The following is an 11,831-nucleotide window of genomic DNA, read 5'->3' as shown; positions in this document are numbered from 1 at the left end:
CCGGTTCCGCGCGGGGGTCCGCTGTTCAAAGCCGGAGGTCGTCACGGTGCGCAAGCCCAGCAGGCTGGTTTCGGTCGTCGCCATCATGTCCATGTGTCTGATGTCGCTGGTGTGGGAAGCGCCACCGGCGAGCGCGCAGCGCCGCTCGGACATGCAGATCCTGGGCGACGCCGAGACGGACCATATCATCCGCAAGATGGCCCGGCCAATCTTCCAGGCGGCCGGCATCGACCCCGACTCGGTGCAGATCCTCCTGGTCAACGATCCGTCGGTGAACGCCTTCGTCGCCGGCGGACAGAACATCTTCCTGCACACCGGGCTGCTGCTGACGGTGGACGATGCCGACCAGCTGCTGGGCGTCATCGCGCACGAGACCGGCCACATCTCCGGCGGACATCTGGTGCGCGGGACGGAGGCGATGGACAATGCCTTCCTGTCCTCGCTGCTCGGCATGGGCCTGGGCGTCATCGGCGGCCTCGCCTCGGGCAACGCCGGGGCCGGCGCCGCGGGCGTCATGCTGGGCCAGCATCTGGCGGAGCGGAATTTCCTGTCCTTTTCCCGCACGCAGGAGGCATCGGCCGATCAGGCCGGCCTGTCCTTCCTGGAACAGTCGGGCATCTCCGCCAAGGGGATGGAAACCTTCTTGGAAAAGCTGGGCGTCGGCGAGCCGCTGATGAACGACCGCGACGCCGGCTATCGCCTGACCCACCCGCTGACGCGCGAGCGCATCGAAGCGGTGAGAGCCTTCGTCGCCCGGTCCCGCTATGCCGACGCCCGGCTGCCGGCGGCGACGGAGGCCGACCTGCGGCGGATCCAGGCCAAGCTGTACGGTTATCTCGACCCGCGCGGCGCGCTGCAACGCTACAAGGCGAACGACCCGTCGCCCGCCGCCCGCTATGGCCGCGCCTATGCCTATTTCCGCCAGGGCGACGTCAAGCAGGCCACCCCGCTGGTCGACGGCCTGATCGCGGACGAGCCGAGGAATCCCTACCTGCACGAGATGAAGGGCGACCTGATGCTGCAGACCGGCCGCGCGCCGGATGCGGTCGCCCCCTACCGCAAGGCCATCGAGCTGGCCGGTTCCGAAGCCGGAACGATCCGCGTCTCGCTCGCCCACGCCCTGCTGGAACAGCGCGATCCCCGGCTCGCCGACGAGGCGTTGAAGAACCTGCAGATCGCGTCGAAGGGCAAGGCCCAGTCCGCCTTTCTGTGGCGGCTGACCGCCCAGGCCTGGAGCATGAAGAAGAACGACGGCATGGTCGCCTATGCCACCGCCGAGGAGGCGCTGGCGAGGGGCGACCTGCCGATGGCCAAGGCGCAGGCCGAACGGGCGGAAAAGCTGCTGCCCGCCGGGTCGCCGGGCTGGCTGCGGGCCCAGGACATCCGCGGCCAGACCGGCGGCGACAGGACGCGCTGATTGGACCAAGGCGAATCGGTCATATGACGAAAGCGTCCTTCCGGTAACGCAACGGTCACCGAACCGTCCCGGCCACGTCATCGCCGCTTGCTATTCCGCGGACATCGAGCGCGTCCCCCCGCCACTTGGCCCCGCCACTTGGCCCGGACGCGCTGTACCGTCCACGGGAGTGCATGCCCATGCTGTCCGTCCGCCTGCCGTCCTGGCGCGGCGCCCTGTTCGCCACCGCAGCCCTGCTGTCCACCGCCCTGGCCGCCGCGACCCCGGCTCAGGCCCAGGAACAGCAGGCCAAGCGTTATCCCGCCACGCTGGCCGGCCATGCCCTGCTGCCCGCCGACACGCTGGTGCAGGCGCCGGCCGATGCCGGGCCGCTGTTCGCCACCGCCGGCAAGTTCACCAACGCCGACCGCAAGCGCGTGGACACGGTTGGCAGCATCCGCGCCACCTCCTTCGCCTCCGACCCCAAGGTCCCGCGCCAGACCGAGATCATGCTGCCGGTGGCAGGACAAGCGGTGCAGGGCTTCTCCGCCATCGTTCCGCAGGGCAACGGCGAGTACATGGCGCTGACCGACAACGGTTTCGGCAGCAAGGTGAACTCGGTCGACGCGCTGCTGATGGTCCACCGCGTCAAGCCGGACTGGCAGAGCGGCGCCCTGCAGCGGCTGGAGACGATTTTCCTGCGCGATCCCGACCGCAAGGTTCCCTTCGCCATCGTCAACGAGAACAGCACCGCGCGCTACCTGACCGGCGCCGACTTCGATCCCGAATCGCTGGTGGTGCAGGCCGATCGCCTGTTCATCGGCGAGGAGTTCGGCCCCTACATCCTGGAACTGAGCCGCGACGGCGTGGTCGTCGCAATGCATGAGACGATGGTCGACGGCAAGCCGGCCCGCTCGCCCGACCATTACCGCAACGGCATCCTGCCGCCGGTGCCGGGCGCCGTCGCCTTCGAGGTCCGCCGGTCGCGCGGGCTCGAGCCGATGGGCGTGTCGCCGGACGGCAAGACCCTGTACCCGTCGCTGGAAGGTCCGCTGTGGAATGCCACGGCGAACGCCTTCGAGAACAAGGACGGCCGCGCGTACACCCGCATCCTGGAATTCGACGTCGCCAGCCGCACGTACACCGGCAAGTCCTGGAAGTACAAGCTGGAGGACAACGCCAACGTCGTCGCCGATCTGGCGATGATCGACGCCGGCACCGCCCTGGTGATCGAGCGCGACGACAGCAGCGAGGGCGCGAAGACCCAGGTCTGCCAGGGCGAGGCGAAGCCCGACTGCTTCAACGCTCCGGCCGCCTTCAAGCGGGTCTACAAGATCGACATCGCCGGGGCCGACGCCGACGGTTTCGTGCGCAAGGTCGGCTACATCGACCTGACCGACATCGCCGATCCTGACCGCAAGGCCCGTGCCGGACAGGCGCCGGAAGGCCGCTTCGTCATGCCCCATCTGGGGCCGGAGGGGGTGAACATCGTCGATGCCGACCATATCGTGGTCGTCAACGACAACAACCTGCCCTACTCCACCGGCCGGACCATAGGCAAGGCCGACGGCGACGAGATGGCGCTGCTGTCGGTGGGCGAACTTCTGCGCGCCCGTTGATCACGCGATAGTGAAACCGGGGGTGTGGTCCGGGCGAGCGCTTTGCACTTGTCCGGACCCGATTGTCGGTCCAGTGTGGGCGGCCTTCGGCCCAATGTCCCCAGCGTTTTCGGAGACCGCCCACCATGCGCCCCGTCCTGCCGTACCTGCGTTCCGCCCTTTTGGCCCTGCCTGTCGCGGCGCTGGCGCTGTCCGCCGCCGCTCCGGCCCATGCGCAATCGGCGAGCTTCGACGGCAACCAGAAGGCCGCCATCGAGAAGATCGTCCGCGATTACCTGATGGAGCATCCCGAGGTCATCCTGCAGGCGGTCGACGCCATGCAGGAGCGCCAGAAGGCGGCGGAGGCCGAACAGGCCCGCAAGGCCCTGGTCGAGAACAGGCAGGAGCTGACCCGCAACCCCGCCGATCCGGTCGCCGGCAACCCGCAGGGCGACGTGACGGTGGTGGAGTTCTTCGATTACCAGTGCGGCTACTGCAAGGCCGTGCAGGCCGACACCCAGGCGCTGATCAAGGGCGATCCGAAGCTTCGCTTCGTTTTGAAGGAATTTCCGATCCTGGGACCGGCGTCGCTGCTCGCCTCCAAAGCCGCACTCGCCTCCCGCGCCCAGGGCAAGTACATGGAATTCCACAATGCCCTGATGGCTCATCGCGGCCAGCTGGACGAGGCGGTGGTCATGCGGCTGGCCAAGTCGGTCGGTCTCGACACCGACCGGCTGAAGAAGGACATGGAGTCGCCGGACGTGCTGAAGGTGATCGCCGCCAATCAGGCGCTGGCCGAGAAGCTGAACATCCGCGGCACCCCGGCCTTCGTCTTCGGCGACGAGCTGGTGCCCGGCGCCATCAAGCTGGACGACATGAAGCGGCTGACCGACGCTGCCCGGGCCAAGGGTTGAGGCGAACCGTTTCATGACCGCAACGACTGAGCCGCTGAAGCCGACCGTCGTCGTCTTCGACGTCGGGCAGGTGCTGATCGAATGGGACCCGCGGCACCTCTACCGCGAGTTGTTCGACGGCTATGAAGACCTGATGGAGGATTTCCTCGACCGGGTCTGCAGCCCCGCCTGGAACCTGGAGCAGGACCGCGGCCGTCCCTGGAGCGAGGCGATCGCCCAGCTGACCGAGGAGCATCCGGACTGCGCCGAACTGATCCGCGCCTATGACGACATGTGGGAACGCATGGTTCCCGGCCCGATTCCCGGCACGCCGGAGATCCTGGCAGAGTTGAAGGCCCGCGGCGTCCCGGTCTACGCCATCACCAACTTCTCCACCGACAAGTTCGAACTGACGCGCAAGCGCTTCGACTTCCTGAACGGCTTCGACGGCATCATCGTTTCGGGTCAGGAACGGCTGGTGAAGCCGGACCCGGCGATCTATCGGCTGCTGATGGATCGTTACGGCCTCGAACCGAAGCACTGCTATTTCATCGACGACAACCCCGACAATGTCGAGGCGGCCAAATCGGTGGGCATGTCGGCGCACCTGTTCCTGGGTGCGGAGGCGCTGCGGCGGGATTTGGTGGCGCTGGGGGTTTTGTAGAGCTTGATTGGCCCCCTCCCCATCCCTCCCCCGCTTCGCGGGAGAGGGGGTAGAACGCTTGTCGACGTGAGGTGATTCGCACCGCGGCGGCAGTCCCCTCTCCCGCGCAGCGGGGGAGGGCTAGGGAGGGGGCCGCGACGATAGAACTCCCCCCTACTCCGCCGCCGCCTCGCGGTCGGTCGCGGAGTTGAAGGCGTAGGTCTTCCAGGTCGGCTCATAGCTGTCGTCGGCCTGATTGCCCCAGACCGACCAGTTGGGCCGGGCGCCGCGGGCGAACATTTCCAGGAAGGGGCCGGGGCTGCAGGCCTCGATCAGTTCATACTGTTCGTCGGGCTTGCGGCTGTGTTCGCGCTTGCGGCTTTCGATCAGGTTGACCTGGGTCCGGCCGGGGGGCAGCGTGCGGGCCTTCTTGCCGCGGACACCGAACAGGATCAGTTCGGTCACGTTGCGGAAATAGAACCCCACCCCGCGCCCGTCCGACCCGCCGTCCTTGCGCACCTTGTGCCAGATAAGGTTGGTCTTGTACTCGAACCCCCAGCTGCGCATGACCTGCAGGCCTTCCGGCAGCAGCGCGTTGGGAACCCAGAGATAGAGATGCGCCGTGGGGGCGGCGATGTCGGCGACCGGCAGGGCGCAGATGTCCTCCACCGTCATGGTGCCGTAGCGCGACAGGCGGCGATGTTCCGGCGCCATCTTGCCGGTGCGGTTGACGAAGCGCCAGGGCGGGTCCGCCATCACGGTGGCGAAGCGCCGGTCACCGGCGAAGGCCACCAGATCCCGCGCCGGATCCGATGCCGTCGCCACCGTGTTGCTGTCGCCCATCGCTGCCTCGAAATCCTGAACAAACCCGGTACTGGGAGGGGTGCAAACTCGCACGCGGCGGCAACCGCCGTCAATCCAGTCTAGCCGCTCCGCCGACGCTGTCACAAGCGGCGGCGGGCAGCCGTCGGTCACTCCTCCTCGCCCGCCTCGGCGACGGCGCGCAGGGTGGCGCGCTCGGCCACGCTGACGGTCAGTCCCTGGGTTTCCACGCCGGAGGCACGCAGCTTGGCGAGCGCCCGCGACAGGGTTTCCGGCTGCATGCCCAGGCGCCGGGCGATCAGCGCCTTGTCGAAGGGAAGCTGGAACTGCGCCGGTCCGTCGCCGGGCGGGCAGACGCGCATCAGGAAGGCGGCGACCCGCTGCGGCGCCGGCTGGACCTGCAATTGCTCGATCTGCGTCACCAGATGACGCAGGCGCACCGACAGCGAGCCCAGCATGCCGAAGGCGATGCGGTCATCCTCACGCAGGCAGCGGGCAAATCCGTCGGCGGTCAGGGTCATGACACGGGCGTCGGTCACCGCCTCCGCACAGACCGGGAACTTGCCGTCCGCGAACATGGCGGCCTCGGCGAAGCTCTCGGCCGGACCGATGACATGGACCACCGCCTCCGTCCCGTCGCGGGTCAGGCGGTACAGCTTCACCCAGCCGTCGAGCAGCACGAAGAAGCGGTCGGCGGGCTCGTCCTGCAGGAACAGGGTGGTGCCGCGCGGCACCGGGCGCACGATGGCGACGCCGCCCAGCAGGGACACGGCACGGTCGGTCAGCTTGGCGAAGAGCGGTATGGCGCGCAGTGCGGCGGCATCTTCCGCCGACAGGTTGCTGTGGTGGGTGGTCATGACAGCTTCGCCTCCCCGGCCGTTGGCGGCATTGATGTTGGTGGGCGCGGCGCCGTCCGGTCGCTCAGAAGCCTCCAGACATTGACGGCAATTCCGGTCAGATCGGAGATCATGCCCGGGATCGACCCCACCAGACAGTTGTGCACGAACCAACAGGGCAATGCCACCAGCATGGCGCCGCGGAACGCCGCAACCCGGGTCTGGTAGCGCGCCAGGCTGATCAGCGCCATGCCGGCCGCGGCAAAGACGGTGGGCAGGCCGGTCCAGGTCACGGCCATCACCGCGGCAATCACCGGCAGGATCAGCAGATAGACGACTCGGAAAGCCGGCCATGTGCCGAGCGCCAGCGCCGCCAACACCTGCAGCGCCGCAAGCCCGTTCAGCGCCGCCGCGGTCGGGGCGCCCACCAGGGAGAAATGCAGGGCGAAGCCCAGGCAGGGCACCAGCTGCACCAGAAGCATGGCCCGCCGGCTGCGGAAAAAGGGCCAGAGCATGCCGCCGAGCATGCCGCACAAGCCGACCAACTGCGCAACGGACCACCAGATGTCCGTCTCCCCTCCCCCGCCGAAGAGCGCGGGGAGCCGGATGGTCAGCATCTCGATCATGCAGGAAATCCCCCCAGCAACGAAACGGGAGGCGGGACAAGGGATGGGAAACGGCGCCGGCCGCCCCGAAGGGCGGCGCAAGGAAAGGCGCGGAGAGCAAAGTACCGAATGAGAAGAGCGGAAGACACACGCAACGCACCGCCGGGCCGAACCAAGCCACGGCCGGATCACTCACGAGCCAGGACCGCAAAAAACCGAGATGCAAAAGACAAGAACGCACGGCGCGCCCCCGAAGGGAGGCACCGTGCGAAAAGAGTCCGGAGTTTCACCGGGAAGGCTGGAACGATGACCGCTCGAGCCTTCGATACGCTTGTCAGATGAGCGGAGCCGACCGAGCCGGCGCGCGTCCGAAAACGTGCGCCGTCCGGTCGAGGTCCGGGATACCCCGAACCTTACAGGTACTCGACCTTGCCCGCTTCCGGACCCTTCTGGCCCTGGCGAACGGTGACGCGCACCTGATCGCCTTCCTGGAGGGTCTGCATGCCCGAACGGCGCAGCACGTTGACATGGACGAAGACGTCCTTGCCACCGGTGCTCGGCGTGATGAAGCCAAAGCCCTTGTCGGCATTGAACCACTTCACGGTGCCGTCGACTTCTTCGCCGCCGCTGCCGCCGCCGGCATCGTAGCCGCCGCGGTCATAGCCGCCACGGTCGAAGCCGCCGGTCCGCGGACGGGCCGAACGCTGAGCGGTCGACGTATCGACCGTGTGGATGGAGGCCACCTGCGGACCCTTCGGCCCACGGGCCAGGTCACAGGTGATGGTGGTGCCTTCGTCCAGCGCGTCATAGCCTGCGGCCTGAACCGCAGAGACGTGCAGGAAGGCATCGGGCGAACCGTCCTCAGGCGACACGAAGCCGAACCCCTTGGTGGGGTTGAACCACTTCACGGTGGCGGTGACGTTGGACTTGGTGATCTCGGGAGCGCGGAAGCCCTGGCGGGGCGGGCGGTCGAACATGTGTCTTCAAGCTCATAGAGTGTGCCGAATGTCTTTTGTCACAGGGATCCGGTCCCAGGTCAAGCCTTCCAAAGGAAAGATGACCGAATCGCCGTTAAATGCCCCACCCCAGGCTCACGCTTGCCGCCGCGCCGGCGCTCCGGAACGGGGCGGACGGCACCGAAGTGCCGCTCCGCACTCGTCCTTCGGCCCCTTCGCCTCGCCATATGCGCGGCGACTCGGGGACGATCTGCACGCCGCCCGTGCGGCGAACGCTCAGGCTGCCGACTGCTTCAAGGGAGGATAGTCGGTGTAGCCGTGTTGGTCGCCGCCGTAGAAGGTCTTCTGGTCCGGCTCGGCCAAGGGAGCGTCGATGCGCAGCCGCTCCACCAGGTCGGGATTGGCGATGAAGGGGCGGCCGAAGGCGATCATGTCGGCGTGGCCGCTGGCCGTCGCCTGGATCGCCATGGCGCGGTCATAGACGTTGTTGGCCATGTAGCGCCCCGTGTAGAGCCCGCACAGCTCGGCGAGGTCCCCGCCGAATCCCGGATGCGGCCCGCGGGTTACGCCTTCGATCATATGCAGATAGGCGAGGCCGTAGTCGTTCAGCCGGCGGATCACCGGGCTGAAGGTGCCGATCGGGTCGCTTTCCTGCGCATCGTTGGCCGGACTCAGCGGCGACAGGCGGATGCCGACGCGGTCGGCTCCGGCCTCCGCCACCACGGCGTCCAGCACCTCGAACAGGAAGCGGGCGCGATTCTCGACCGAGCCGCCATAGGCGTCGGTGCGCTTGTTGGTGCCGTCGCGCAGGAACTGGTCGATCAGGTACCCGTTGGCGGCATGCACCTCGACCATGTCGAATCCGGCCACCAGCGCGTTTCGGGTCGCCTTGCGGTAATCCTCGACGATGCCCGGCAGTTCGGAAATGTCCAGCGCACGCGGAGTCGGGATGTCCTTGAAGCCGTCCGTGGTGAAAGCCTTCATCTCCGGCTTCACCGCCGACGGCGCCACCGGCAGCGCGCCACCCGGCTGCAGGTCGGGGTGGGAGATGCGCCCGACATGCCACAGCTGCAGGCAGATGTGCCCGCCCCTGGCATGGACGGCGTCGGTGACCAGCTTCCAGCCCGCCACCTGTTCGGCGCTGTGGATGCCGGGGGTGTAGGCATAGCCCTTTCCCTGGGGCGAGATCTGCGTCGCCTCGGCGATAATCAGGCCGGCGCTGGCGCGCTGGGCGTAATATTCGGCGTTCATCGCGGTCGGCACGCCGGTGGCGTTGTCGGTGCGGCTGCGGGTCAGCGGCGCCATGGCGATGCGGTTGGGCAGGTTGTAGCGCCCGATCGTCACCGGCTGGAACAGGGGGGCCGCGTCCTGGCTGTCCGTCATGTCCGATCCATTCAGATGGTGAAACTGGACAGAAGAGTGTGGCCCGGTCTCCGCCACCGGCAAGGTGCCGATTGGCCGCAGCGGGCGACCGGACAGCATGGCTGCCATACCGCCTGCCGCCGGGCCGCGGGACCTTTCGCCCCGCCCGGCGGTTATTCCCGACAGCCCCAGTCCACCAGCCCCAGTCCACCAGCCCAAGTCCACCAGCCCAAGACCTCCAGCAAATGGGATCGCCGATGCAGCAGCGCTGGCCCGACCGACTCTGGATCGTCCGCCATGGCGAGAGCGCCGGAAACGTCGCGCGCGATGCGGCGCACGCGGCCGGCCTCGTCCGGATCGACATCGACGAACGCGACGTCGACGTTCCTCTCAGCCAGTTGGGAGAGCGACAGTCCGACGCGCTCGGCCGCTGGTTCGCCGCCATGCCGGCGGCAGAGCGGCCCGACGTGGTCCTGACCTCGCCCTACCGCCGGGCCCTGACCACGGCGGAGCGGCTGCACCAGGCCGGCGGCCTGCCGGTCGATCCGACCGACTTCGTCATCGACGAGCGGCTGCGGGAGAAGGAGTTCGGCGTCCTCGACCGGCTGACCACCGCCGGCATCCGGCAGGAGTTCCCGGAGCAAGCCGAATTCCGCCGCCTTCTGGGCAAGTTCTACCACCGACCGCCGGGGGGCGAGAGCTGGTGCGACGTGATCCTGCGGCTGCGCAGCGCGCTCGACACCATCAGCCTGCATCACGGCGGACGGCGGGTGCTGATCGTCGGGCATCAGGTGGTGGTGCTGTGCATGCGCTACCTGCTGGAGAACATGACGGAGGACGAGATCCTGGCCATCGACAGGGCCGGCGACGTCGCCAACTGCTCCGTCACCGAATACCGGTTCGACGCCAATGCCGGGCCGCGCGGCGGGCTGTGCCTGCACCGCTACAACTTCGTCGCTCCGCTGGAGGAGGCCGGCGCCCCGGTCACCGCCGAGCCGGATGCCCCCGTCGCAGCCCGATAGGGAACATGCCCGTGGATCGTATCGAGGAAATTCCCGTCACCGCGGAGTTGCTGCGCGGCATGCCCCTGCCCCAGCCGGACGGCGACGGCGACAAGGAAACCCGCGGCCGGGTGCTGGTGGTCGCCGGTAGCGTGACGGTGCCGGGCGGCGCCCTGCTGGCCGGGATCGGCGCCTTGCGGGCGGGGGCCGGCAAGCTGCAGATCGCCACCGCCGCCAGCATCGCCCCGCATCTGGGCCTCGCCCTGCCCGAGGCGCTCGTCGCCGGCCTGCCGGAAACGGCGGAGGGCGGCATCGCCTCCGACTCGGGCAAGGCGCTGGCCGAGCGGGCATCACGTTGCGACACCGTACTGATCGGCCCCGGCATGATGGACGAGGCGGCGGTGGCGGAACTGACCGCCGATCTGCTGACGCGCCTGGAACCGGCTGGAAACCCGGCCGGCGGCGGGCCGCGCTTCGTGCTGGATGCGGGGGCGCTGGTCGGGCTTGGCCGTGACCCGGCACCGGTGCAGCGGCATGCCGGCCATGTGGTGATCACCCCCCATGCCGGCGAGATGGCCGGATTGCTGGGCTGCTCCCGCGAACAGGTGGAGGCCGACCCGCTCGCCACCGCCCGGCAGGTGGCGGCCCACCTGAAGGCAGTGGTGGCGCTGAAGGGGAGTTGCACCCGCATCGTCACGCCCGAGGGCCGTGCCTGGGCCTATCGCGGCGGCACGGTGGGACTCGCCACCTCCGGTTCCGGCGATACGCTGGCCGGGATCGTCGCCGGCCTGCTGGCCCGCGGCGCCGGCCCGGAGCAGGCGGCCATCTGGGGCGTCTACCTGCATGGCGAGGCCGGCAACCGGCTGAGCCGCCGGATCGGCCCTCTCGGCTTCCTCGCCCGCGAACTGCTGGCGGAAATCCCGGCGGCGATGGCGGCCCTGGCCGAGGGGGCGGAAAGCGATTGACCGCCTCAGCGCGCCGGAGCGCTGGCCGGAGCGGGCGCCGCGGCCGGAGCCGGCGGCAGGGCCGGGGTGGCGGGAGCGGCGTTGAACGTCCGGGGCTGGGCCGGCGCAACCTCGGCAGACAGGGCGGCGTCGCGGTCGCGGCAGCGGTCGACCACCTTCTGGCCGCAGCTCATGAAGCCCAGATCCTTGTTCAGGCAGACCCTGACCTCGGACACGTCGCGGCGGGAGCAGACGACCGCCACCCCCTCCGCCGTCAGGCCGGGATTGGCCTCCAGGAACAGGCGCTCCACCTGGATCGCCGGCACGGTCGGGCCGGGCGCCTTCAGCGGATCGGGTATCGCGACCTTGGCGGCGGCGGCGCGCAGCTTGGCGAAATAGTCGGTGGCGTTCAGGCCGGAGCAGGTCCCGTGCTTGCGCCACTGGTGCATCATCAGCCCGACGCTGGGCATCACCGGCATGGTCTGGTCCACCACGGCCTTGGGAACGTTGCGATCGCGGGTGCAGGTTGCGGGATAGCTGCCGTCGGTGTATTGCGGCCACAGGCCATGGACGACGAAGCCGTGTTTCCGCTCACCGCATTGGTCGGGATCGGGACCGTTCCTGTCGCGGGCGCAGTAGGTCGGCGACCAGGACAGCGAGAGGATGTAGTAATCGAAGGCGCCCGGCTCCGCCTTTCTCTGCGCCCAGGCGGGGCTTGCGGCGAACAGTCCGGCAACCAGAACGGACGAGGCGGCGGCAACGGCGCTGCGCATGA

The 11,831-nt window shown here is 68.7% G+C and carries 12 protein-coding genes; 6 read left to right on the top strand and 6 right to left on the bottom strand.

Translation table 11 applies throughout. The features are described from left to right. Window positions 1-46: 46 nt before the first annotated feature. The 4 genes from VD964_RS10730 (at window position 47) to VD964_RS10715 (ending at window position 4,551) form a co-directional block, all read left to right on the top strand. Window positions 47-1,417: a M48 family metalloprotease gene (locus VD964_RS10730; RefSeq protein WP_324868404.1), complete on the top strand. Its 1,371-nt coding sequence runs from the start codon at window positions 47-49 to the stop codon at window positions 1,415-1,417. A gap of 173 nt (window positions 1,418-1,590) precedes the next feature. Next, window positions 1,591-3,015, top strand: a complete 1,425-nt coding sequence (locus tag VD964_RS10725) for an esterase-like activity of phytase family protein (RefSeq protein ID WP_324868402.1) — start codon at window positions 1,591-1,593, stop codon at window positions 3,013-3,015. A gap of 125 nt (window positions 3,016-3,140) precedes the next feature. After that, window positions 3,141-3,908 (top strand): DsbA family protein, encoded by a 768-nt coding sequence (locus VD964_RS10720; protein WP_324868399.1) that lies wholly within the window; start codon window positions 3,141-3,143, stop codon window positions 3,906-3,908. Between the two features lie 13 nt (window positions 3,909-3,921). Continuing rightward, a complete protein-coding gene (locus VD964_RS10715; RefSeq protein WP_324868397.1) occupies window positions 3,922-4,551 on the top strand; it encodes an HAD family phosphatase in 630 nt (209 codons plus the stop codon). A gap of 153 nt (window positions 4,552-4,704) precedes the next feature. Here VD964_RS10715 and VD964_RS10710 read toward each other — a convergent pair whose 3' ends face one another. From VD964_RS10710 to VD964_RS10690, 5 genes are all read right to left on the bottom strand, one after another. Beyond that, window positions 4,705-5,373, bottom strand: coding sequence for an MT-A70 family methyltransferase (locus VD964_RS10710; RefSeq protein ID WP_324868395.1), 669 nt, complete (start codon window positions 5,371-5,373; stop codon window positions 4,705-4,707). Between the two features lie 128 nt (window positions 5,374-5,501). Continuing rightward, window positions 5,502-6,209 carry a Crp/Fnr family transcriptional regulator gene (locus VD964_RS10705; protein WP_310112125.1) on the bottom strand — a complete coding sequence of 236 codons (708 nt, stop codon included), beginning with the start codon at window positions 6,207-6,209 and terminating at the stop codon, window positions 5,502-5,504. Continuing rightward, window positions 6,206-6,814: a YgjV family protein gene (locus VD964_RS10700; RefSeq protein ID WP_324868390.1), complete on the bottom strand. Its 609-nt coding sequence runs from the start codon at window positions 6,812-6,814 to the stop codon at window positions 6,206-6,208. The genes VD964_RS10705 and VD964_RS10700 overlap by 4 nt, the downstream gene beginning before the upstream one ends. 392 nt (window positions 6,815-7,206) lie before the next feature. Beyond that, window positions 7,207-7,770 (bottom strand): cold-shock protein, encoded by a 564-nt coding sequence (locus tag VD964_RS10695; protein WP_149222286.1) that lies wholly within the window; start codon window positions 7,768-7,770, stop codon window positions 7,207-7,209. A gap of 255 nt (window positions 7,771-8,025) precedes the next feature. Then, complete coding sequence (locus tag VD964_RS10690; protein ID WP_324868387.1) at window positions 8,026-9,132, bottom strand: alkene reductase; 1,107 nt, start codon at window positions 9,130-9,132, stop codon at window positions 8,026-8,028. Window positions 9,133-9,356: 224 nt separating this feature from the next. Here VD964_RS10690 and VD964_RS10685 point away from each other — a divergent pair, with 224 nt between their 5' ends. Together VD964_RS10685 and VD964_RS10680 are read left to right on the top strand one after the other, a co-directional pair. Further along, window positions 9,357-10,133, top strand: coding sequence for a histidine phosphatase family protein (locus VD964_RS10685; protein WP_324868385.1), 777 nt, complete (start codon window positions 9,357-9,359; stop codon window positions 10,131-10,133). A gap of 5 nt (window positions 10,134-10,138) precedes the next feature. After that, window positions 10,139-11,077, top strand: coding sequence for an NAD(P)H-hydrate dehydratase (locus VD964_RS10680; protein WP_324868383.1), 939 nt, complete (start codon window positions 10,139-10,141; stop codon window positions 11,075-11,077). 5 nt (window positions 11,078-11,082) lie between these two features. Here VD964_RS10680 and VD964_RS10675 read toward each other — a convergent pair whose 3' ends face one another. Then, window positions 11,083-11,829 carry a ribonuclease T2 gene (locus tag VD964_RS10675; protein ID WP_324868381.1) on the bottom strand — a complete coding sequence of 249 codons (747 nt, stop codon included), beginning with the start codon at window positions 11,827-11,829 and terminating at the stop codon, window positions 11,083-11,085. Window positions 11,830-11,831 lie beyond the last annotated feature (2 nt).

This window comes from Azospirillum sp. (assembly GCF_035628975.1).
In the GTDB taxonomy this organism is placed as follows: domain Bacteria; phylum Pseudomonadota; class Alphaproteobacteria; order Azospirillales; family Azospirillaceae; genus Azospirillum.
This window is presented reverse-complemented; position numbering and strand designations above follow the sequence as displayed.

What these genes read in the sequence shown, in the direction of transcription:
- VD964_RS10690 (WP_324868387.1), bottom strand. Translation starts at nt 9,132, where the DNA reads ATGACGGACAGCCAGGACGCGGCCCCCCTGTTCCAGCCGGTGACGATC.
- VD964_RS10705 (WP_310112125.1), bottom strand. Translation starts at nt 6,209, where the DNA reads ATGACCACCCACCACAGCAACCTGTCGGCGGAAGATGCCGCCGCACTG.
- VD964_RS10695 (WP_149222286.1), bottom strand. Translation starts at nt 7,770, where the DNA reads ATGTTCGACCGCCCGCCCCGCCAGGGCTTCCGCGCTCCCGAGATCACC.
- VD964_RS10700 (WP_324868390.1), bottom strand. Translation starts at nt 6,814, where the DNA reads ATGATCGAGATGCTGACCATCCGGCTCCCCGCGCTCTTCGGCGGGGGA.
- VD964_RS10675 (WP_324868381.1), bottom strand. Translation starts at nt 11,829, where the DNA reads ATGCGCAGCGCCGTTGCCGCCGCCTCGTCCGTTCTGGTTGCCGGACTG.
- VD964_RS10725 (WP_324868402.1), top strand. Translation starts at nt 1,591, where the DNA reads ATGCCCATGCTGTCCGTCCGCCTGCCGTCCTGGCGCGGCGCCCTGTTC.
- VD964_RS10685 (WP_324868385.1), top strand. Translation starts at nt 9,357, where the DNA reads ATGGGATCGCCGATGCAGCAGCGCTGGCCCGACCGACTCTGGATCGTC.
- VD964_RS10680 (WP_324868383.1), top strand. Translation starts at nt 10,139, where the DNA reads ATGCCCGTGGATCGTATCGAGGAAATTCCCGTCACCGCGGAGTTGCTG.
- VD964_RS10715 (WP_324868397.1), top strand. Translation starts at nt 3,922, where the DNA reads ATGACCGCAACGACTGAGCCGCTGAAGCCGACCGTCGTCGTCTTCGAC.
- VD964_RS10710 (WP_324868395.1), bottom strand. Translation starts at nt 5,373, where the DNA reads ATGGGCGACAGCAACACGGTGGCGACGGCATCGGATCCGGCGCGGGAT.
- VD964_RS10720 (WP_324868399.1), top strand. Translation starts at nt 3,141, where the DNA reads ATGCGCCCCGTCCTGCCGTACCTGCGTTCCGCCCTTTTGGCCCTGCCT.